Consider the following 21,030-nt stretch of genomic DNA (forward strand, 5'->3'; position numbering starts at 1 on the left):
TGGGAGAAAACAGAAAATGTTACAAATTTATTTTGTTAAATAGAAACCAAGGTCAAAATGTATAGAAAGAAATAGTTGAATAAATACTAGCTTCAAATTATAATTACTATTATTCTTCATATAGTTAAATAAATAGAATCTATTTGAAGATAAAAAATTGAATAGAGAGACAGACTTATAAAAAAATAAGCCTTGGATGATCAAAAGAGGTGGAGAAATGAAACAATTCTTATTAAAGAGCAAAAGCGTGCTAAGCAATCATTTTGGATTCTTTCTGTTTGCCGTTATTTTATTTTGGCTCAAAACATATGCGGCTTATGTAACAGAATTTAATTTAGGTATTTCAAATACAATCCAAAAATTCTTGCTGTTTTTCAACCCGCTTAGTTCAGCAGTTCTATTTTTAGGACTTGCATTATTTGCAAAAGGGAAACGATCTTATATTTGGTTAATTGTTATCAACTTGTTATTGTCGATTCTTTTATATGCAAACGTCGTATACTATCGCTTTTTCAGTGACTTTATTACGTTCCCGACGTTGACACAAACGAATAACTTTGGAGATTTAGGTGGTAGTATTGTTGCGTTGCTACATCTTTATGATCCGCTATACTTCTTAGATACAATTATTTTAATTGTGTTAGTTGCAACGAAATTTGCAAATCCAAAACCAATTCGTGTTGCGAAGCATAAAGTATCACTAGTATTTGTAGCAGGTATTTTATTATTCAGTGTTAACTTAGGACTTGCAGAATCTGACCGTCCTGAATTATTAACAAGAACGTTTGACCGAAATTATATTGTGAAATATTTAGGGGCGTATAACTACACAATTTATGATGGAATTCAAAGTGCGAAAGCATCAACGGAAAGAGCGTTAGCTGATGGAGATAATATGACAGAAGTAAGAAATTATTTAACATCAACTTATGCTAGTCCGAATCCTGAGTATTTCGGTAAAGGTAAGGGAATGAACGTAATTTATATTCATTTAGAGTCATTCCAAAACTTCTTAATTGATTATAAATTAAACGGTCAAGAAGTTACGCCGTTCTTAAACTCATTTACAAAAGATGCGAATACGCTTTATTTTGATAACTTCTTCCATCAAACAGGACAAGGGAAAACGTCTGATGCGGAGTTTATGTTAGAGAATTCTATGTTTGGTTTACCACAAGGGTCTGTATTTACAACGAAATCTCATAATACGTATCAATCAGCACCAGCAATTTTAGGACAACAAGGATACACATCAGCTGTATTCCATGGTAACTATAAAACATTTTGGAACCGTGACGATATTTATAAATCATTTGGTTTTAATAAATTCTTTGATGCTTCATACTATGATATGAACGAAAAAGATGTAGTAAACTATGGATTAAAAGATAAACCATTCTTTAATGAATCCATTCCGTTATTAGAAACATTGAAACAACCGTTCTATACGAAGTTTATTACGTTATCGAATCACTTCCCGTATCCGATTGATAAAGAGGAAGCGACAATTGAACCAGCAAACACAGGGGACTCGTCTGTAGATACGTATTTCCAAACAGCACGTTATTTAGACGAATCTGTAAAAGGTTTCATCGATTACTTGAAACAATCTGGTTTATACGATAATTCTATTATCGTTATGTACGGTGATCATTATGGTATTTCAGATAATCATAATGCAGCAATGTCAAAAGTAATGGGTAAAGAAATTAACTCATTTGAAAATGCACAGTTACAACGTGTACCATTTATCGTTCGTGTACCAGGTGTGAAAGGTGGCGTACAACATCAATATGGTGGTGAAATTGATGTTCTTCCAACTCTTTTACACTTACTAGGAACAGATACAAAAAATTATGTTCAATTTGGTTCAGATTTATTATCACCAGATCATAAACAAGTTGTTGCGTTCCGTAACGGCAACTTCGTAAGCCCAACAGTTACTGCATTAAACGGCAAATACTATGATACAACGACTGGAAAACCAGTAGAATTTACAGATGAAATAAAACAAAATGAACAAATGGTTCAAAACTCGTTAAAATACTCTGACCAAGTCGTAAATGGTGACTTATTACGATTCTATACACCGGAAGGATTTACACCGATAGATCGTTCGAAGTATAACTATAACAATCGTGATAAAAACAAAACGAAAGTAAAGACGACTCCGGAAGGGGAAGCTAAATAAATAACAAAAGGCACTATTCATAGGAATAGTGCCTTTTGTTTGTAAATAAAACATCATCATGAGATAGAACCATCTGTTGCTTTCTGTTTTGCCTTTCCGAAGAAAACTACACCGGCAATGATGATAATGATAAATGCCCATTTTATGAAAGGATTACTTTCGAAAAATGCAGCGAACCATTTCTCGTCTACAATCATTTTCGCAGCGGTATAAGCTAAAACAGCTGCTCCAATCGTAATGATGATGGGATAACGGTCAACCCATTTTAAAATTAATGTACTGCCCCAAACTACTACTGGAATTGAAACTAATAGCCCGATGATTACTAAAGAAAAGTTGCCATGCGCAGCTCCAGCAACAGCGAGAACGTTATCAATTCCCATCAATGCATCAGCAATGATAATGGTTTTAATAGCAGACCAGAAACCTTCTTCTGCCTTAATATCGTGATCTTTGCCTTCAGCAATTAATTTGTAAGCGATCCATATAAGGAGTACACCACCAATTAGAAGTAGCCCTGGTATTTTTAACAACCAAACGACAACTAAAGTAGCGAGGGCTCTAATCGCGATTGCCCCGATAGTTCCCCATATAATAACTTTCTTTTGTTGATCTTTCGGTAATCGTCTTGCTGCTAACCCAATTACAATGGCATTATCACCTGCTAACACTAAATCAATTACAATAATGGCAAGTAAGGCTGACAAATATTCAGCTGAAAGGAAATCCATATACATATCACTCCTTAAGAGTAATATGTGCTAAAGTGTTGATAATATAAAAAATAGGATTGACTTTGTATATTCAATCTATAATTTCTTACTGTATTTTGATAAATCTGTTTTAATTTCGTATCAATCGCTTTTGCAATCTCTTTTGCTTTTCGATTCATCTTTTTAATACGGTTTTCTCTTCTACTATCCAAGTTTTTACTTCTGATTTCATGAATAGATCTATCTTCCTTAGCACGAAAACGTCGTATTTTTTTTACGAAGGAGAGAGGGGGATTGAGTCGAATATACGAGGAGTAATTCCAAAAACGATAAAAAGACTTGATTCCTAGTTAAAGGAAATCAAGTCTTTTTATTACATACGATTATCGTGCCAGAAGTTTAATGGGAAGTGTTCGTTCTCACTATAGGCTTCTAATTCATATCCTTTTTCTTTCAGCCCTTTAATAATACCAGGTACTGCTTTTACGGACTGTGGATGAATGTCGTGCATAAGGATAACTTCTGTTGGCTTGTTTGCACCATTAATAACGTTTTCTACAATTTTAGCTGATGCAGCGTCAACCGGCATTTTGTTATATCTCCAGTCTAATGAATCAATTGTCCAATCCCAAACTTTTAGCCCATTCTCAACAACTTTGTTGCGAAGCGCTTCGTTTAATCCTGGCATTGAGCCGTAAGAAGGACGAGTTAATACTGGTGATTTACCTAGAACGCCAGCGATTAATCCTTGATCTTCTTTCATCTCATCTACGTAATGACCTTCTGTGTAAAGTTTCTTGTAGTTATGAGTCATACTGTGCATCCCAACGTAGTGGCCTTCAGCATCTTCACGCTTTACAAGATCAGGAAAAGCTTTTACATTTGAACCAATAAGGAAGAATGTTGCTTTTGCATTTTCTTTCTTTAACATATCTAAAAGCTCAGCTGTGTATTTTCCAGGACCATCATCAAATGTTAAATAAGCTACTTTTCTAACTTGCCCATTGTATTGTTTTGGAGCTTCTTTCGGTGCAAGAGACGATTGAATTTCACTTACAAGTTGAACAGATTTTGCTTCATCCTCTGTACTTGCTAGAGCAGTATGTGTTGATCCTAAAGCCGCTTCGTATGTAAATAATACCCCCGCGCAAATCAAAATAGCCCTTTTCACTAAAGTTGTCATTCGAATTCCATTGTGCATAATTTTCCTTCTCTCTATAAAAGTTCTACTCTACTATATTAGCAATTATAGGGAGGTAATTGCAAAAAAACTTTTTTACAAGTGCAAAAAAGTTTGTCCAAAAGTATGCAAGATTTCAATATTTTGCAGGTTTACTAAAATGAAACAAAAATTGAATGAAAATGCATGTGATTTGTTCATATATAGTAAATTCAATGAGTGAGTTAGTAGGGGGTATACATAATATGCTAGCGAAGAGGGTGCCTGTTGTATGAAAACGTGTCTTTAAAATTTCACATACCGAATTTAAAAAGTAAATATAGGAAAATCGAAAAGTAATGTAGAATATATCGTACATACATATATGAAGTCAACATAAAAAATAAAGAGGTGGGTATATGTTACTTGAAGAAGTAATACAGCAACTAGAGGAATATGGAACAGAACAAAATCGTAAAACGTATAAAAACCACGGAGCGAAAGAGCCACTATTCGGAGTTAGTTTTGCTAATTTAAAATTGTTAAAAAAGAAGATAAAAAAAGATCATGATTTAGCAATTTCATTATGGGCAACAAAAAATATGGATGCAATGACTTTAGCAACAATGATTTTAGATCCAAAGAAAGTTACGACAGAACTGTTAAATAAATGGGTACAGGAAGTTGATTATTATTGTTTAATGGACGTTTTGATGACAGCTATTTGTACGTCACCAATCGCGATAGAAAGGATGGAAGAATGGACAAACTCCGATGATGAATGGATTGGAAGAGCAGGCTGGTCTTTATTAGCAAATATAGCGATTAAAAATAAAACGTTACAAGATGATTTCTTCTCTCCTTATCTAGAAGAAATCAAAGTAAATATACATAATGAAAAAAATAGAAAAAAAGAAGCGATGAATCGTGCATTAATCGCGATAGGAATTCGTAATGAAGACTTAGAGCAAACAGCGATTGAAATTGCACGTAAAATTGGAAAGGTACAGGTTGATCACGGAGCAACGTCATGCAAAACATCCGACGCAGAGTCGTATATAAAAAAAGCGAGAGAAAGAGCTGCAAAAAAGAAAGTGAAATAAGAAAAGGGGAACGGTTATGAAAGCAATGGAAGCGGCACAAAGCATAATTACATCACACTTTCCGGATTGTGATGTAGCTTTACTTGGGGGAAGCGTTGCAAGAGGAGAAGCGACAAAAACATCTGATCTGGACATTGTAATAGTTGATCAAAGTTTAACGTCTTGTTATCGAGAATCTTTCTATAGTAATGGATGGCCTGTTGAAGTGTTTGTACATAATTTTGAAACGTATAAAACCTTTTTTAAAATGGATTGCGATCGCGGGAGACCTTCGTTACCACAATTAGTTTCAGAGGGGATTGTATTAAAAGGTGAAAATGAAATTGTTGAAAAACTAAAAAGAGAAGCAAATGATTTACTAAATAAAGGACCAGCAAAATGGACCGAAGAAATGATGAAGCAGAAGCGGTATTTTATTACAGATACTTTGGATGATTTTATTGGTGCATCAAAAAGAGAAGAAGAATTATTTATCGCGAATTTATTAGCTGATTTATTACATGAATATGTTTTAAGAGTAAATGGGAAATGGCTTGGAAGTTCAAAATGGTTTATAAGGGTACTTAGAAAATATGATGAACAATACGCAAATCAATTTGTGGCAGCGTTCGATCATTTTTATACAACGCGAGAAAAAAGTGAATTAATTACTTTTATAGAAAAAACGTTAGAACAGTATGGAGGAAGAATGTTCGAAGGGTTTTCTATAGGAAAATAAAAAGGGGATAGCACAATGAATGTTCCATTCGTTCAATTAAGAGAACTGACACTAGATGATGTAGAAGACCGATATCAATGGTCATTAGATACAGAAGTAACGAAACATTTAGTTGTACCAGATCAATATCCACCGTTCACTCGTGAAGATACAAAACAATGGATTGAGGCATGTATAAATCGAAAAAATGGTTATGAACAAAGAGCTATCACGGCAGAGAACGGCATACATATTGGATGGGTAGATCTTAAAAACTTTGATAAAATAAATAAAAATGCAGAATTGGGAATCGCGATTGGTAATAAAGAGTATTGGGGCAAAGGATATGGGATAGCAGCTCTATATAGTATGTTACATGTAGCATTCTTTGAGTTCGAATTAGAAAAAGTATGGCTACGTGTAGATGAAGATAATTTACAAGCTAGAAAGAGCTATGAAAAGGCTGGTTTTGTATGCGAAGGGTTAATGAGAAATGATCGATTACGTAAAGGTCAGTTCATTCATCGCTATCGTTATAGTATGTTAAGAGAAGAATATCAATCTTTAATTAGTAGTTTGTAAAAATATTATGTTAATTTAAAGGGGATGGAGTAATATGATTCGATTACTTACGAAAGAAGATGCAAAAAAATATTGGGACTTACGTTTACAAGCATTACAAGTAAATCCAGAGGCATTTGTAACAACTTATGAAGAGGCGATTCACCAAGAAAATCCGATTAAGCGAGTGGAAAGTAATTTAACAGCTGCTACTAGTTGTACATTTGGTGCTTTTAATGAAGATCATCAATTAGTTGGAGTTGTTACTTTACTAACAGAAGAGAAAGAGGCGTATAAACATAAAGGTCATATCGTTGCGATGTATGTAGATGCAAGCAATCGAAGAAGTGGTCTTGCACGTGAGTTAATACGTAAGGCAATCGAAAAAGCAAGAGAAATGAACTTGGAACAATTGACATTAGGTGTTGTATCCACTAACGAGCCAGCAAAAAGGTTGTATGAATCAATGGGCTTTAAAACGTATGGGATTGAAAAGAGAGCTATAAAGATGAATGGTGTGTATAGTGATGATGAACATATGGTTTTGTTCCTTTAAAAGAGGGAGTTTACTATGAAAGATCTCTATTTAGAAAAAAATATGAACCCGCAAGTAGCAATTCTATATGCGACAGTTGCCGATACATTTAAACGGTTGCAAAAGTTAGTAGAGGGTACCGATGAGAAAGAACTGTCTTTTAAAGGGTTAAAAAATAATGAAAATAGTATTGGACAACTACTTCAACATTTAGCAGTTGTCGATTTGCATTGGGTATACCGCTTAAAAGGAGAACCCGTTCCACTGGCACTTGATAATATATATGGACCTATGTTAAATGAAGCAGGAGAGCTGCCCAGTTTAAGAAAACATACATTGCAACAATTAATGCAAGATTATGAAGCAGTGCAACATATGTTTTATGAGGAATGTATGAAACTAACAGAAAATGATTTAACACGAGAGGTTTTTTATGAAAAGGGAGAAAATGCGACTATAAGGTGGGGAATATGGCATATAGCTGATCATAATCGGTACCATCAAGCTCATATTAGTCAGTTAAGAAAACTATATAGAGCTAGAATGCATACGAGATAAAGATTTCGAATTTTAATTATATTTAATTTGTTGTATAGTATAAGAAGAAACTAAACAAGGGGTTTTATAATGAAAGCTATTGCAGTAGGGATATTGGCATCATTTTTCTTTGCCTTTACCTTCGTTTTAAACCGGGCAATGGATTTAGAAGGTGGAAGCTGGATTTGGAGTGCATCATTACGGTACTACTTTATGGTTCCAATGCTTTTACTTATTGTCATGTATAGAGGAAACTTAAAGCAACTCTTTCAATATATGAAAAATAATCCGAAAGAATGGTTAGTGTGGAGTATCGTTGGATTCGGTCTCTTCTATGCACCACTTAGTTTTGCTGGAGCTTTTGGACCTGGTTGGCTCGTTGCATCAACATGGCAAATTACAATCGTCGCAGGGATTTTGTTAACACCATTTTTTGCGGTAGATCCGTTACATAAAAAACTCCCAATGAAGGAATTAGTTATGTCGGGTATTATTTTATGCGGTGTTGTACTTATGCAAGTAGAGCATGCTTCTTCATTAGGAATTCGTGAAACCGTTCTATGTGTCGTTCCTGTACTTATTGCAGCGTTTGCGTATCCTCTTGGAAATCGAAAAATGATGCAAGTTTGTAAAGGGGAATTAGATGTATTCCAGCGAGTTCTCGGTATGACATTAGCAAGCCTACCATTTTGGTTTTTACTATCTGGTTATGAAGTATCAACAGATGGTCTACCGTCAAGTAGCCAAGTTTTCCAATGTTTTATAGTAGCAGTTAGTTCAGGTTTAATCGCAACGGTATTATTCTTCTTTGCGACAGATCTTGTAAAAGATGATCCGCAAAAACTAGCAACAGTGGAAGCAACTCAGTCCGGTGAGGTTTTATTTGCGCTAGTAGGAGAACTCATCTTACTATCTGCGCCAATTCCGTCATCTTTATCTTGGATTGGTATGAGTCTAGTTATTATCGGAATGATACTACATAGTTATGTAGCAGTCGTTGTGAAAAAAGAAGAAAAAATAACTGCGTAATGAGATTAGCTCTTTTTATAAAGAGCTAATCTTTTTTCGTAGAAAGGGATGAAGAAATGAATTTGCAACATGTTGAACAAATTGAGAAAGATTCTATTTTAAATGTACTATAATATGCAGTCGGACCAAGTGAAACTAGCTTAAAGAAAGCAGTTTTATTTTATGAAAGGAATAAAGCGACTTTGCATAGATATGAAGAAAAGGCTTGCATAGGTATTGAAATAATCGGAGCAAAGAAAGCGAGAATTTGTCATATAGCAGTCGTTCCACAATATCGTCATAATGGAATTGCGTGGCAAATGATAAAGGAAGTATTAAGAATGCATCAATTGATGTATCTAGAAGCAGAGACAGACGATGAGGCGGTAGAATTTTATAAAAGAATTGGTTTTCAGGTTAGAAGTTTAGGAGAAAAATATCCAGGAGTTGAAAGATTTCATTGTTACTTGGAAAAGGAGCAATGAAAATATACATATTGAGTATGGTTTGAAAAAAGTAATAATAACATTATATAATATAGTTATCTGGAAAAATATAGATAAAAGAAGATGGGTGTATAACACATGAGAATGGATAAAAGTAAATTTATAAAAATTGCTACTTCAATAGGCGTATCATCTTTTTTATTAACGGGCTGTGGGGATTATGAAGAAGATACTGCCCAGCAAGAAAGTACTGCTGTTAAAACAGATGGTGCAAAACAAGAAAATGAACAAGAAACATTAAATTGTGATGATAAAGCCCCGACTAATGAAAATGTAGAAAAAGATGAGTTATGTAAGGAAAATAATCCGTCATTTTCTTCTTATCATGAAAGTTCGCATTTACCGATACTGCCGTTCGTTGCAGGATATTTATTAGCAAGCAGAACCTCAAATATGAATTATTCAGCAAAACCAAATGTACTGAAGAAACCATATACGAACAATATTATTCCTTATCGTGAAAAAGATGAGCGTAGAACTGGTGGCAGTGGTGGTGGAGGGTATTACGGCGGAACTAACAGTAACAATAGTAATTCTTCCAATAAAGTAGATTTAAATAAACAGCAGCCAAATCCATCAAATAAAGTAACACCAGATACAAATGCGCCGAAATCATCTACGACACAAACGCCGAAAGTGAATTCTGGTTCTAGTGGAATTGGGAATGCAAAAGCGCCAGCCGGATCCTAAAATGAAAGGATAATGGAGTAATGTATACAGAACAAGAACAGAAAGATTATATGAAAGTATGGTTTTCACTTGCAGAAGAGGCTGGTCGGAATGGGTTTACTTGGCCGAGTCTATTAGAAAATGAAGAATGGAATCAATATATGGCAACAGGTATGTATCGTATGCCAATAAAAACTTATACTGCTATTTCAAAAGCGACAGAAGAAATTATGTATGTGCTATATAGAACATATCAATACATTCTCAATACGACAAAAGATTTTCAAAAATTAGGATTTCCAGCTGAAACGTGGGAAATTGCGAGAATGAAACATACAGGTTTGTTTTCATATTTTACAAGGTTTGACTTTATCGTAAATGGTGAAGATATAAAGTTAATAGAAGTAAATTGTGATACACCCACAGGTTATTTAGAGCCATCTGTCGCAAATGAAGTATTATGCCGTTATCACGATGTAAATCATCCAAATCATATAGAAGAGCATATTGTGCAGGCGTGGGAACAAATTAAACATGACTATAGTATAGATCCTAGAGAAACGATTTATTTTACGAGTTATGATTGGCATGATGAAGACCATCAAACGGTTCAATTTTTAAGAAGCTATTGCTTAGATCAGTCAACGGATTATATAGGTATACAAGATATCGTCGTGGCAGATGATGGTATATATACGCCAAATGGTGAGAGAATTCATTATTTATATAGACTATATCCAATTGAATATTTAGTTTCAGATGCTGATAAAAGCGGGAAAAGAATTGGACTCCAGTTTTTAGATCATATAGCGCAAGGCAGAGTGAAAATCATTAATCCACCAGCTGCTTTTCTTATGCAAAATAAAAGTGTACTCGCATTAATTTGGCAACTTTACGAAGAAGAAGTTTTCTTTAAGGAAGAGGAGCGAGGAATCATTCAGAAATACTTCCTACCAACATATTTTACAAATAAACCGTTTATAGAAAGAAATGAATCCTATGTTTCTAAACCTTTATACGGCCGTGAAGGCGGAGGAGTATCTATATACGAAAATAATGAACTATTAGCTGAAGATAAAACAGAGTATTACTTTGAACAGCGGAAAATATATCAGCAATACATAGAAATGCCAGACTATACAATTGACACGTGGGACGGTCCGTATACTGGTAAACTATTGATTGGTTCACACTGTATTAGCGGGAGAGCTGCTGGTTTATTTTTACGTGTAGGTGAGAAAATAACGGGAAACTTATCGATGTTTACTGGAGTTACAATTGAAGGATAAATGAAACAAAGAGCTTATCATTTTTGATGAGCTCTTTGTTTGCATATAGTGTTTTTATGTTTTTGATGTAACGCCTTAATTTTTTGCATAGATAAAAACGATTAAGTTAAAAATTAAGAAAAATATGATAATATATGTATGTAGTAGTTTAAAACAAATGGGGGAACAATCGTGAAAATGAATGACATAGTGGCAAGTACGCAATTGCCAAATACAATCAAAACAATTACAAATGATTTAAGAAAATTAGGGTTAGAAAAAGGAATGACGGTTATTGTACATTCTTCGTTAAGTTCCATTGGCTGGGTATCAGGCGGAGCAGTTGCAGTAGTAGAGGCGTTAATGAATGTTATTACAGAAGAAGGAACACTCATTATGCCAACGCAATCTTCAGATTTATCCGATCCGAAACATTGGTCAAGACCGCCTGTTCCTGAAGATTGGTGGCAGATTATCCGTGATAATGTCCCAGCTTATGATCCACGAATAACACCAACAAGAGGCATGGGGGAAATAGTTGAATGTTTTCGTACATATCCGAATGTAGTACGCAGTAACCATCCATTAGGAAGTTTTGCTGCATGGGGAAAACATGCAGAAGAAATAACGGTGAATCAGTCACTATCGATGAGTTTAGGAGAAGAATCTCCTTTAAGAAAAATATATGATTTAGACGGATACATATTATTAATTGGTGTTGGATATGATTCCAATACTTCTGTACATTTATCAGAAGTACGTTCTGGTGCATGTGAGTTAATAAAAGTAGGGGCACCGATTATAGAAAATGGTAAAAGAGTATGGAAAGAATTTGTTGATATGGATTACGATTCTGACAAATTTGTAGAAATTGGTGTAGAGTTTGAGCAAAAGGGAACCGTAACAATAGGAAAAATAGGAAACGCAAAGTGCCGTCTTATGAAACAACGTGATATAGTTGACTTTGGAACAGAATGGTTTCGTAAGAAAAATTAGTAAGGGATGGTTACAATGAAGGGGAAAAAGGTATTAATTACAAGCGGTGGTTGTTTAGAAAAATGGGATCAAGTACGCGGACATACAAATATGGCAAAAGGAACAATTGGAAGAATAATCGCCGAAGAGCTTATAAGTAAAGGGGCCCATGTTATATATTTACACGGTTATTTTGCGGAGAAACCGAATGATATAAACAATCAATTAGAATTACACCCATTTGAAGGAATTATTGATTTACGAGATAAAATGAAAAGTATCATTACGCATGAAAAAGTCGATGCGGTTATTATGGCAGCGGCTGGATCTGATTGGGTTGTGGACAAAATTTGTGATCAAGAGGGCAATGTTCTTGATATGAATGGAAAAATCTCAAGTGATATAGCGCCAATTATACATTTTCAAAAGGCACCGAAAGTATTAAAGCAAATAAAACAGTGGGATTCAGAAACTGTACTCGTTGGCTTTAAACTTGAAAGCGATGTAAATGAAGAAGAACTGTTTGAAAGAGCGAAAAATAGAATGGAAGAAGCAAAGGCAAGTGTAATGATTGCAAATTCACCACATTCTTTATATTCGCGCGGAGCAATGCACTACGTAATTGGACAAGACGGTAAAGGGCAGTTATGTAATGGAAAAGATGAAACAGCGAAAGAAATTGTCAAAAGGTTAGAAGTACTATGTAATCACGTTACTGCTTTATAATTTCAAGTATTTGGATAAGAGTGAATCCGCATAGTATATATTGGTAAGCGAAACTTTTTGCTTTGATACAAACGTTAACCATTCAATATGGATACATAGAATAATTGGTGAGGAGTGAATTCTATGGAACATTTATTAAAGCAAGCTATTAAACTCCGGAAAGAAAAGAAATATGCGCAGTCTAAAGAGATACTCATTGGATTAACGAACTTTACGAGGGATGCAGAAGTACTTTATCAATGTGCATGGATACATGATGTAATGGGGCTGGAAACAGAAGCTATGCCGTATTATGAACAGGCGATTGCAAACGGTCTTGAAGGTGAGTCGCTTTGCGGCGCATATATCGGTCTTGGTAGTACATATCGTTGTATAGGTGAGTATGACAAAGCAATTACTGTTTTAGAAACAGGTTTGCAGCAGTTTCCAGATAATGATGTGATGAAAGTATTTTTGTCATTAGCGAAATATAATGTAAACGATCATGAATCCGCGATGAAATTATTACTTGAAACAGTCGTAAAAGTAGAAGAGGTTAAAGAATTTGAACGTGCTATTTCATTTTATAAAGACCATTTAAACGAGGTTTATAAATAGAGGAGTGAATGTATGAGTGTCACACTTTCGCGAAGGCGAAAAGGTATATGGATTGGACTCGTATCTTTAATCTTGTTATCAAACTATTTATTATATGCTCTTCCGATTGTACCAGCTGCTCCGAAAGAAGTTGTCCTTGGATCAATATTAGATTGTATGTTTGTAATTCCAATCATTACGTATTTCTTTATTATTCGAAAAAGATACTCGTTAACGTATATATTTCCTGTTGTAATAGCTGGTTATATATTTGCAAGATTTATTATTCCAAGCGACTATTTACAAGCTTTTTCATACGTTTCTTATATTATAGTTGCAGGGGAAATTGCTTTTGTATGTGTAGAGTTATTCCTTCTATATAAAATTGTTAGAAAGCTCCCTACAATAAGAAAAAAATATAAAGAATATAAAAGTGAGTATTCTTCATTTTCTTATGCAATTGATGCAGCGTTTGACACCACTATGAAAAGAAATAAATTAGTAGATATCATTGTAACAGAGTGTAAGTTAATCTATTATGCATTTTTATCGTGGCGTGAAAAAGTGCCAGAAGGTGAATGCGTATACTCATATCACAAAAAGATTGGTGCAATAGGTGTATATATTATGATCATCCATGCGACTTTAATAGAAAGTATCGGTTTTCATTATTTGTTTCATCAATGGAATCCAGTTGTAGCATGGGTGTTACTTATTTTAAACGTATATGCAATGTTTTATTTTTTAGCTGAAATACAAGCAATGCGTAAAAATCCAATTATTGTTACGGAACAAAAAGTAATCATTCAAATTGGATTAGGAAAGAAAATCATTATACCGTTTACACAAATTGATAAGATTACGTTTTATAAAGGAGAACTTTTAAAAAAAGAGAAAGAGCTTCTTGACGCAACGGTGATGGAATTTATAAAGGAACCTCCAACATTTGAAATCATACTCAAAGAGCCAATAAAAGCACAATTGTTATATGGATTTTCTAAAACAGTAAGTCACGTTCACTTAAATGTTGATGAGGAACGGAAGTTTTATGATGCAGTTACCGAGAAATTAACACATGGGTAATGCTATTAATTTTCATCGTGCGTTTGGTGTGTACGGTATTTGTATCGAAAATAATAATATATTAGTAATCGATAAATCAAAAGGTCCATATAAGAATAGATATGATCTACCTGGTGGGAGTTTATATGAAGAGGAGTCGCTGTTATCGGCACTCCATAGGGAATGTAAAGAAGAAACTGGATTAGAAGTAAAGGTTATAAAGCAAGTAGGTACGGTTAATTTTCAATACCCTTCAAAGTTTAAAGATTATACACATGTACACCATATTGCAGTTTTGTATGAAGTTGAAAAGAGTGCAGGGAAAATCATAGTACCAAAACAATTTGAAGGTCAAGATTCTTTAGGAGCGAGATGGGTTTCTATAGAAAGCATTACAGAAGACAATTCATCTCCGCTTGTATGTAGTGCAGTAGAGTGGCTGAAAACAAATGAGCTTCCATTAGAAGTAAAAAAATATGAAACATGGACAGTGAAAAACTCCTTCTAAAATAAGAGGGAGTTTTATTGTATACTTGGAGACCAAACACTTCTTTATGACTATATAAACCGATATAATAAAGCTAGAAATAGCATAAGGGGAAACAAAGAATGAATAAATTACTAACACCAAAAAGTGAAATTATAGAAAGAAAAATAAGATATGACTCGACAACAGTAGAACACACTTGTTTATTACTTGAAAAGCAGTTGCAAAGTATCGTGCTATTTCATGAGGTTCAGTATTCATTTACAATGACTGCACATCGTGCGAGTTTAACAATCCCAAAAGGAAGTTACACCATTGCATACTATTGGGAAGATCGTCCGTACAATTTATACATATGGAGAGATAAGAATGGAACGTATGTAGGCTCTTATTTTAATGTTGTAAAAAATACGCAAATAACAGATGAACTAGTGTCATTTGAAGACTTAATTATTGATATTTTGGTACTTCCAAGCGGAGAATATTTTATTTTAGATGAGGATGAGTTGCCTGAGTCTTTAGAGGAGTTTGAGGATGGTTATGTGAATGAAGCTCTTAATGTATTAGAGGAAATCATTCAAAAGACCCTTCCTCAAATGATTGTAGAAACAGAAAGAGTGAGGTTAAACTAAATTGTAATCGATTTGAAAATAGAATACGTGTTTAATGAAATTGAGTAGTCTCAAGTTATATAATCTAACTTTTTTGATAAGTCTAAGGTTAGATGTATATTTCTTGGGATTACTCTTTTTTGTGGAAATTAATATTGACTGAATACAGTTCAGTCGTTTATGATTGAATCAGATTCAGTCGCAGAAAAAACATAATAGGAGATAACATATGAAAAGAATATCGAAAGAACCAGATGTTAGAAGGCAAGAGTTGATGGATATTGGTTTTGAACTATATATGAAAAATGGTATGAAAGGATTTGGCATAAAAGATGTTGTGAATCATGCTGGTGTAGCAACGGGCTTATTTTATTATTACTTCAAGTCTAAAGAGAATTTTGTTGATGAAGTATTAAATGATTTTATTGTGAAAAATATGGAGTTAATTGAAGAAATACTTATTTCTAATGAACGGTCTGTCATGCAAAAGCTGAAAGATTCTCTAAATATATTTTGGACATTTATCGAAAAATTAGCACCCTATAAAAATGTGAGTTCGTTTCAGACGGAACAACATTTTCAACTGGAACAGAAATTATTTACGCGAATGCAGCCATTAATTCGACAAGTAATCGAAGAAGGGGTGAAAACTGGGATTTTTAATACTGATAACTCATTATTAGCATCAGGATTTATTTTATACGGTCTTAGCAGTATTGCTCATTCAGAGGTGAATTTGAATCTAGACACGAAGCAAGAAATGGTTAATTTAGTATTAAATACACTACGATATAATCAAAGAGAAGGAGAATGTATATGAAGATCATGATTGATGGAAACAATATTTCGAATGAACAACTTACAAAGTGGAAAAAAGAACGTATGAAAAAAGTTTTCAATACATTAGGACATAAAGAGCCAGAATTAAATGATACAGACGTTATGATAAAAAAACTAACAGAACTAAAATTAAATTATTCATACAATGAAATGTATGATAAGTTAAAATCTAAACTTAAATTAAGTGAAATGGGTATGCGTATTTGTACTGCTTTATCTGGTGATAGACGAAAATTTTCAAAAACAAATATTTATTTAGATGGGATTACAGCAGAAGAGGCGATAAATGGAATTGATAGTTTTATGCTTGAACAATCAGATGAAAATAATCAAGTGAATTTATCAGCCTGTCCAGATCACTACGTACTAAGACCCTTTGGGGAAAATGAATTGGAGGTTATCGAAACTACTGGTAATTCTCCATTTCCAGTTCAATTTTTTATTGTTTTTGGTGACGAAACAGGATTAAAGACACCTAGAGATAAGTCTTATCAATACCAATCAACAGGTGTTGCACGTATGAAAGACGGTACTACTATTGGTGGAGTTCGACATCAATTCAAAGATACAGATACTGGTATAGAAGTAAGTCTAGTTGTAGAGTTTCCGGCACTTTGTCCTAATAGTCTTATTAAATCGCATCAAATGCATTTGGCATGTGAGTTTTCTTATTGGTTACAGTGGATTAAGAACCATAAAAAATAATTTTTATATAAATAACAATAAGGATATTTAAACGAATCATATGTATTTTTTAATAAAACCTAGTTGACTTATCGGAAATATTTGTATAATATGTAGTTAATTCCATAACGTATTGCTGATTGGAGAAACCAAAGGCATTTTATCTATTGATAAAATGCCTTTGGTTTTTTTATTACATAAATACTGAATCTATTCATTTAGATGAATCATTTCAAGGAGGGGAAGAAGTGACTGTTTCAATTAATAAGGTATCAAAATATTTTTCGAAGCAAACTGGTACTGTTCAAGTATTAGAGAATATTAATTTTCAATTAGAAAAAGGGGATTTTGTTACAGTAATTGGTCCGAGTGGTTGCGGGAAAAGTACATTATTAAAAATTGTTGCTGGTTTAGACAACGATTTTGAAGGTGAAATCATTATTGATGGGGAGCGCATAACAAAACCGAGTAAGAAGCAAGGATTTATATTTCAAGAGCATCGTCTGTTTCCGTGGTTAACAGTTGAAGAAAACATTGCAGCTGATTTGTCATTAAAAGATAAGTATGTGAAGGATAAGGTAAAGGAATGGGTTGAAATTGTTCGGTTAGATGGTTTTGAAAAATCATATCCGAAAGAAATATCAGGCGGGATGTCACAACGTGTTGCGATTGCAAGAGCGTTGCTAAGAGATCCTAATGTATTATTACTTGATGAACCATTTGGAGCACTGGATGCATTTACCCGAAGTCATTTGCAAGAAGTACTGCTCAATATTTGGGAACAAAAAAAGACGACAATGATATTCGTTACACATGATATAGACGAAGCAATATATCTTTCAAACAGAATTGTCATCATGAGTGCAAAGCCTGGAAAAATACATAAAGTAATTGAAAATAATTTACCTTATCCGCGTAGTAAAACTTCGGAGTCATTCCAAGAAATTCGAAAGAAAGTATTACAGCAGTTTGAGTATGGAGGATTGATTCAAACAAGTTTATAGGGAGAAGGTGAGTATTTATGTATAAAAAATTTAAAGTTCTTTCTTTTGCATTAGCTATTTCTTTATTTTTATTCGGATGTGAGAAAAGTACAGCAAGTAGTAAGAAGGAAGATGTAACAGTACAAATTGGTATTCAGCAAGGATTAAGTCCACTATTACTCGCGCAGAAAAAGGGATGGTTTGAAGAGGAGTTTAAAAAAGAAGGAGTTAAGGTGAAATGGACAGAATTCCAAAGCGGTCCTCCTTATTTTGAAGCGATTGCATCAAATCGATTAGACTTTGGTGAAGTTGGGAACTCCCCAGTCATTTCCGCGCAAGCAGCAGGTATTGAATTTACCGAAATTGCTAATACAAGTTATGCGAGAAAAGGAACAGGGATTCTTGTACAAAAAGATAGCAAGATTACGAGTGTAAAAGATTTAAAAGGTAAAAAAATCGCAGTAGCAAAAGGAAGTAGCGCATTTAATTTATTGTATCGAGCGCTTGATAAAGAAGGTATCAATGCGAAAGATGTAAATGTCATTCAGTTACAACCAGATGAAGCGCAGCCAGCATTTGAATCAGGATCAGTAGATGCATGGGCAATTTGGGATCCTTTCATATCGTTACATACGGTAAATAAAGGAGCGAAGGTGATTACAGATGGTGAACAATTAAATGTATCTTCTCCAGAGTTTTTAATTGCGAGAACAAAATTTGCGAAAGAGCATCCAGAATTAGTGGAGAAATTCCTTAAAGTATATGAAAAAGCACGTGTATGGCAAGATGAAAACTTGGATGAAGCAATAAAAATATACACTTCTGCAAAGAAAATAGATGCAGATATTGTAAAAGAAGTGTTTCATCACGACAAACCCATCTTAGTTCCGGTAACGAAAGAAATAATTGCAGAACAGCAACAGACAGCAGATTTTCAATATAAGCTTGGTTCTATAAAGAAAGAAATTAAGACAGATAAAGTTGTAGATAATTCTTTCGTAGAAAAAGCGTTAAAGGCGAAGTGAAAAGAGGTTGTATAAATTGGAGAATACGAAAGCGGTTATTAAAAGGGCGAGTATAACGATTGAGAAGAACAATGTAAAGAAAGTACAGAAGACGAATATCAAATTTTTGATAAGGGCAATTACTATACCGATTATTATATTAATAATTTGGCAATTGGCCGGCGTATTCGGTCTAGTTTCTAAAACAGTTTTACCAACGCCGCTAGATATATTTTTAGCTTTTCAAGAGCTTATAAAAACAGGAGAGTTATTCGGTCATTTAAGTATTAGTGTATTCAGGGCTGCGGCTGGTTTCTTTATTGGCGGGAGTTTAGGAATTATTTTAGGAACAATTGTTGGATTTTCAACGAGAAGTGAGCAATATTTAGATCCGTCAGTACAAATGTTAAGAACTGTGCCTCACTTAGCTGTTGCACCGCTTTTCGTATTATGGTTCGGTTTTGGGGAAACATCAAAAGTGTTATTAATTGCAGATGGTGCATTTTTTCCTTTATACGTAAACGCGTTTCTAGGAATACGAGGTGTAGATTCAAAGTTATTTGATGTTGCGAGAGTGTTAGAGTTTAGTAAAAGAAAATTAATTACAAAACTAATTTTACCGGCAGCATTGCCAAACCTATTACTTGGGGCAAGATTATCATTAGGAGTTGCATGGGTGAGTTTAGTAGTCGCAGAACTTATGGGATCTACAGAAGGTATTGGCTATATGATTATGGATGCAAGGCAATTTTCAAATACAGATATTGTATTTGTCGGTATTATCATCTTTGCATTCGTTGGGAAGTTTTCGGATTCACTCGTACGTTTACTAGAAGTGAAGTTTTTAAGATGGCGAGATAATTTTAAAGGCGAGATAGGAAATTAACATATAAATTATTAGGGGTAATTTATATAGAGTAGTTTAGTGTACGTTTCAAAATAAATAAGGGGTGTGTAAAGGTATGGAATTATTATGGTTTATTCCGGCGTATGGAGATGGACGATATTTAGGAACGACAAAACGAGGAAGAGCAGCTGAGTATGGTTATTATAAACAAGTTGCACAGGCAGCTGATTATTTAGGATATACAGGTGTGTTACTTCCAACTGGCCAAGGTTGTGAAGATCCATGGGTGTTAGCGTCAGCTCTTGCAGCTGAGACAGAAAAGCTAAAATTTTTAGTAGCAGTTAGACCGGGACTAATGTCACCGACAGTTGCAGCAAGGATGGCATCTACATTTGATAGAATTTCAGACGGGAGACTACTGATTAATGTAGTCGCTGGAGGAGATCCAGTTGAATTACAAGGAGATGGATTGTATCTTGAGCATGATGAAAGATATGAAGCAGCTGATGAGTTTTTAAAAGTTTGGAAATCGACATTGCAAGGTGAAACATTTTCTTTAGAAGGAAAACATATTAAAGTTACGGAAAGTAAAGTTGTGTTCCCGCCAGTGCAAACGCCATACCCTCCTATATATTTCGGAGGATCATCCGCTGCTGGAAAGGAAGTTGCAGCAGAACATAGTGATGTATATTTAACGTGGGGCGAGCCGCCAGAGCAAGTGAAGGAAAAAATAGAGGAAGTAAGAAAACTGGCAGAAGAGAAGGGGCGTTCAGTACGATTTGGCATTAGGTTACACGTAATTGTAAGGGAAACAGAAGAAGAAGCGTGGGAAGAGGCAGAACGTTTAATTCAATATGTAGATAATGAGACAATTGAGCTTGCTCAAAAGACATTTGCAAGATATGATTCAGTGGGACAAAAACGAATGACACATTTAAATAAAGGAACAAGGGAGTCGCTAGAGATAAGTCCTAACTTATGGGCTGGCATCGGGCTTGTAAGAGGTGGTGCGGGCACTGCGCTTGTTGGAGATCCGCATACAGTAGCAAATAGAATAAAAGAATATGAAGCGTTAGGAATTGATACATTTGTTTTATCTGGATATCCTCATTTAGAAGAGGCATATGAAGTGGCCGAACTGTTATTTCCTTTATTGAAAGAAGATAAGAAACAAGAAAATAAAATTGTTGGTGAAATGATAGCTGATGCATATGCATTAAAAAAATAGTGAGAAATAAAGTGAAACTTTAATCCTTTGGATGAATTGTCCCAAAGGATTATTAGTTGA

Annotated in this window: 23 protein-coding genes and 2 pseudogenes; 22 read left to right on the forward strand and 3 right to left on the reverse strand. The window is 34.3% G+C overall.

The window, feature by feature from the left end; all coding sequences use genetic code 11:
* The first annotated feature begins 217 nt into the window (after positions 1-217).
* Entirely contained in the window at positions 218-2,191 is a 1,974-nt protein-coding gene (gene ltaS, locus MR147_RS05395; RefSeq protein WP_000808752.1) for a lipoteichoic acid synthase, read from the forward strand.
* Positions 2,192-2,247: 56 nt separating this feature from the next.
* On the opposite strand, the gene MR147_RS05400 is transcribed toward ltaS, so the two are convergent.
* The 3 genes and pseudogenes from MR147_RS05400 to MR147_RS05410 form a co-directional block, all read right to left on the reverse strand.
* Complete coding sequence (locus tag MR147_RS05400) at positions 2,248-2,922, reverse strand: TerC family protein (RefSeq protein ID WP_000346935.1); 675 nt, start codon at positions 2,920-2,922, stop codon at positions 2,248-2,250.
* Between the two features lie 112 nt (positions 2,923-3,034).
* Positions 3,035-3,194, reverse strand: a pseudogene (locus MR147_RS27335) (DUF3841 domain-containing protein); the annotation flags it as partial.
* Positions 3,195-3,277: 83 nt separating this feature from the next.
* Entirely contained in the window at positions 3,278-4,105 is an 828-nt protein-coding gene (locus MR147_RS05410; protein ID WP_000551424.1) for a peptidoglycan-N-acetylglucosamine deacetylase, read from the reverse strand.
* Positions 4,106-4,482: 377 nt separating this feature from the next.
* Between MR147_RS05410 and MR147_RS05415 the strand changes: the two genes are divergently transcribed.
* The 21 genes and pseudogenes from MR147_RS05415 to ssuD all read left to right on the forward strand — a co-directional run bounded on the left by MR147_RS05415 (position 4,483) and on the right by ssuD (position 20,970).
* Complete coding sequence (locus MR147_RS05415) at positions 4,483-5,166, forward strand: DNA alkylation repair protein (RefSeq protein ID WP_242303754.1); 684 nt, start codon at positions 4,483-4,485, stop codon at positions 5,164-5,166.
* 16 nt (positions 5,167-5,182) lie between these two features.
* Entirely contained in the window at positions 5,183-5,884 is a 702-nt protein-coding gene (locus tag MR147_RS05420; RefSeq protein ID WP_242303755.1) for a nucleotidyltransferase domain-containing protein, read from the forward strand.
* Positions 5,885-5,899: 15 nt separating this feature from the next.
* Positions 5,900-6,445, forward strand: coding sequence for a GNAT family N-acetyltransferase (locus tag MR147_RS05425; RefSeq protein ID WP_242303756.1), 546 nt, complete (start codon positions 5,900-5,902; stop codon positions 6,443-6,445).
* Positions 6,446-6,479: 34 nt separating this feature from the next.
* On the forward strand, positions 6,480-6,980 hold the full coding sequence (locus tag MR147_RS05430) for a GNAT family N-acetyltransferase (RefSeq protein WP_000620334.1): 501 nt from the start codon (positions 6,480-6,482) through the stop codon (positions 6,978-6,980).
* Positions 6,981-6,995: 15 nt separating this feature from the next.
* Positions 6,996-7,517 carry a DinB family protein gene (locus MR147_RS05435; RefSeq protein ID WP_000654215.1) on the forward strand — a complete coding sequence of 174 codons (522 nt, stop codon included), beginning with the start codon at positions 6,996-6,998 and terminating at the stop codon, positions 7,515-7,517.
* 69 nt (positions 7,518-7,586) lie between these two features.
* The gene (locus MR147_RS05440) at positions 7,587-8,525 is read left to right on the forward strand and encodes a DMT family transporter (RefSeq protein ID WP_242303757.1); all 939 of its coding nucleotides are present in this window, start codon (positions 7,587-7,589) and stop codon (positions 8,523-8,525) included.
* 56 nt (positions 8,526-8,581) lie between these two features.
* Positions 8,582-8,989, forward strand: a pseudogene (locus MR147_RS05445) (GNAT family N-acetyltransferase).
* 99 nt (positions 8,990-9,088) lie between these two features.
* Positions 9,089-9,700: a hypothetical protein gene (locus MR147_RS05450; RefSeq protein ID WP_242303758.1), complete on the forward strand. Its 612-nt coding sequence runs from the start codon at positions 9,089-9,091 to the stop codon at positions 9,698-9,700.
* 20 nt (positions 9,701-9,720) lie between these two features.
* Positions 9,721-10,968: a glutathionylspermidine synthase family protein gene (locus MR147_RS05455; protein WP_242303759.1), complete on the forward strand. Its 1,248-nt coding sequence runs from the start codon at positions 9,721-9,723 to the stop codon at positions 10,966-10,968.
* A 177-nt stretch (positions 10,969-11,145) separates the two neighbouring features.
* Positions 11,146-11,943, forward strand: coding sequence for a BA2930 family N-acetyltransferase (gene aacC / locus MR147_RS05460; RefSeq protein WP_242303902.1), 798 nt, complete (start codon positions 11,146-11,148; stop codon positions 11,941-11,943).
* A gap of 15 nt (positions 11,944-11,958) precedes the next feature.
* Positions 11,959-12,648 carry a phosphopantothenoylcysteine decarboxylase domain-containing protein gene (locus MR147_RS05465; protein WP_000676705.1) on the forward strand — a complete coding sequence of 230 codons (690 nt, stop codon included), beginning with the start codon at positions 11,959-11,961 and terminating at the stop codon, positions 12,646-12,648.
* A gap of 123 nt (positions 12,649-12,771) precedes the next feature.
* The gene (locus tag MR147_RS05470; RefSeq protein WP_000400627.1) at positions 12,772-13,245 is read left to right on the forward strand and encodes a tetratricopeptide repeat protein; all 474 of its coding nucleotides are present in this window, start codon (positions 12,772-12,774) and stop codon (positions 13,243-13,245) included.
* A 12-nt stretch (positions 13,246-13,257) separates the two neighbouring features.
* Positions 13,258-14,307, forward strand: a complete 1,050-nt coding sequence (locus MR147_RS05475) for a hypothetical protein (RefSeq protein ID WP_242303760.1) — start codon at positions 13,258-13,260, stop codon at positions 14,305-14,307.
* Positions 14,300-14,794, forward strand: a complete 495-nt coding sequence (locus MR147_RS05480) for an NUDIX hydrolase (protein ID WP_242303761.1) — start codon at positions 14,300-14,302, stop codon at positions 14,792-14,794. Before MR147_RS05475 ends, MR147_RS05480 begins: the two co-directional genes overlap by 8 nt.
* 101 nt (positions 14,795-14,895) lie before the next feature.
* Entirely contained in the window at positions 14,896-15,405 is a 510-nt protein-coding gene (locus MR147_RS05485; RefSeq protein WP_242303762.1) for a ribonuclease FAU-1 family protein, read from the forward strand.
* A 208-nt stretch (positions 15,406-15,613) separates the two neighbouring features.
* Positions 15,614-16,204, forward strand: coding sequence for a TetR/AcrR family transcriptional regulator (locus MR147_RS05490; RefSeq protein ID WP_242303763.1), 591 nt, complete (start codon positions 15,614-15,616; stop codon positions 16,202-16,204).
* Positions 16,201-16,929, forward strand: coding sequence for a hypothetical protein (locus MR147_RS05495; protein WP_074609991.1), 729 nt, complete (start codon positions 16,201-16,203; stop codon positions 16,927-16,929). The genes MR147_RS05490 and MR147_RS05495 overlap by 4 nt, the downstream gene beginning before the upstream one ends.
* Positions 16,930-17,156: 227 nt before the next feature.
* Entirely contained in the window at positions 17,157-17,912 is a 756-nt protein-coding gene (locus MR147_RS05500) for an ABC transporter ATP-binding protein (protein ID WP_242303764.1), read from the forward strand.
* Positions 17,913-17,929: 17 nt separating this feature from the next.
* A complete protein-coding gene (locus MR147_RS05505; RefSeq protein WP_242303765.1) occupies positions 17,930-18,916 on the forward strand; it encodes an aliphatic sulfonate ABC transporter substrate-binding protein in 987 nt (328 codons plus the stop codon).
* 16 nt (positions 18,917-18,932) lie between these two features.
* Positions 18,933-19,781, forward strand: coding sequence for an ABC transporter permease (locus MR147_RS05510; protein ID WP_000432111.1), 849 nt, complete (start codon positions 18,933-18,935; stop codon positions 19,779-19,781).
* Between the two features lie 76 nt (positions 19,782-19,857).
* Entirely contained in the window at positions 19,858-20,970 is a 1,113-nt protein-coding gene (gene ssuD / locus MR147_RS05515) for an FMNH2-dependent alkanesulfonate monooxygenase (RefSeq protein ID WP_000422272.1), read from the forward strand.
* Positions 20,971-21,030 lie beyond the last annotated feature (60 nt).

The sequence above is a fragment of the Bacillus cereus group sp. BfR-BA-01350 genome, assembly GCF_022663775.1.
Lineage (GTDB): Bacteria > Bacillota > Bacilli > Bacillales > Bacillaceae_G > Bacillus_A > Bacillus_A paranthracis.

Bases quoted from the DNA above. Each gene is read 5' to 3' on its own strand.
- MR147_RS05450 (WP_242303758.1), top strand. From the start codon at position 9,089: ATGAGAATGGATAAAAGTAAATTTATAAAAATTGCTACTTCAATAGGC.
- MR147_RS05485 (WP_242303762.1), top strand. From the start codon at position 14,896: ATGAATAAATTACTAACACCAAAAAGTGAAATTATAGAAAGAAAAATA.
- MR147_RS05480 (WP_242303761.1), top strand. From the start codon at position 14,300: ATGGGTAATGCTATTAATTTTCATCGTGCGTTTGGTGTGTACGGTATT.
- ssuD (WP_000422272.1), top strand. From the start codon at position 19,858: ATGGAATTATTATGGTTTATTCCGGCGTATGGAGATGGACGATATTTA.
- MR147_RS05495 (WP_074609991.1), top strand. From the start codon at position 16,201: ATGAAGATCATGATTGATGGAAACAATATTTCGAATGAACAACTTACA.
- MR147_RS05435 (WP_000654215.1), top strand. From the start codon at position 6,996: ATGAAAGATCTCTATTTAGAAAAAAATATGAACCCGCAAGTAGCAATT.
- aacC (WP_242303902.1), top strand. From the start codon at position 11,146: ATGAATGACATAGTGGCAAGTACGCAATTGCCAAATACAATCAAAACA.
- MR147_RS05415 (WP_242303754.1), top strand. From the start codon at position 4,483: ATGTTACTTGAAGAAGTAATACAGCAACTAGAGGAATATGGAACAGAA.
- MR147_RS05425 (WP_242303756.1), top strand. From the start codon at position 5,900: ATGAATGTTCCATTCGTTCAATTAAGAGAACTGACACTAGATGATGTA.
- MR147_RS05470 (WP_000400627.1), top strand. From the start codon at position 12,772: ATGGAACATTTATTAAAGCAAGCTATTAAACTCCGGAAAGAAAAGAAA.
- MR147_RS05455 (WP_242303759.1), top strand. From the start codon at position 9,721: ATGTATACAGAACAAGAACAGAAAGATTATATGAAAGTATGGTTTTCA.
- MR147_RS05465 (WP_000676705.1), top strand. From the start codon at position 11,959: ATGAAGGGGAAAAAGGTATTAATTACAAGCGGTGGTTGTTTAGAAAAA.
- MR147_RS05410 (WP_000551424.1), bottom strand. From the start codon at position 4,105: ATGCACAATGGAATTCGAATGACAACTTTAGTGAAAAGGGCTATTTTG.
- MR147_RS05420 (WP_242303755.1), top strand. From the start codon at position 5,183: ATGAAAGCAATGGAAGCGGCACAAAGCATAATTACATCACACTTTCCG.
- MR147_RS05440 (WP_242303757.1), top strand. From the start codon at position 7,587: ATGAAAGCTATTGCAGTAGGGATATTGGCATCATTTTTCTTTGCCTTT.
- MR147_RS05430 (WP_000620334.1), top strand. From the start codon at position 6,480: ATGATTCGATTACTTACGAAAGAAGATGCAAAAAAATATTGGGACTTA.
- MR147_RS05475 (WP_242303760.1), top strand. From the start codon at position 13,258: ATGAGTGTCACACTTTCGCGAAGGCGAAAAGGTATATGGATTGGACTC.
- MR147_RS05400 (WP_000346935.1), bottom strand. From the start codon at position 2,922: ATGGATTTCCTTTCAGCTGAATATTTGTCAGCCTTACTTGCCATTATT.
- MR147_RS05490 (WP_242303763.1), top strand. From the start codon at position 15,614: ATGAAAAGAATATCGAAAGAACCAGATGTTAGAAGGCAAGAGTTGATG.
- ltaS (WP_000808752.1), top strand. From the start codon at position 218: ATGAAACAATTCTTATTAAAGAGCAAAAGCGTGCTAAGCAATCATTTT.
- MR147_RS05505 (WP_242303765.1), top strand. From the start codon at position 17,930: ATGTATAAAAAATTTAAAGTTCTTTCTTTTGCATTAGCTATTTCTTTA.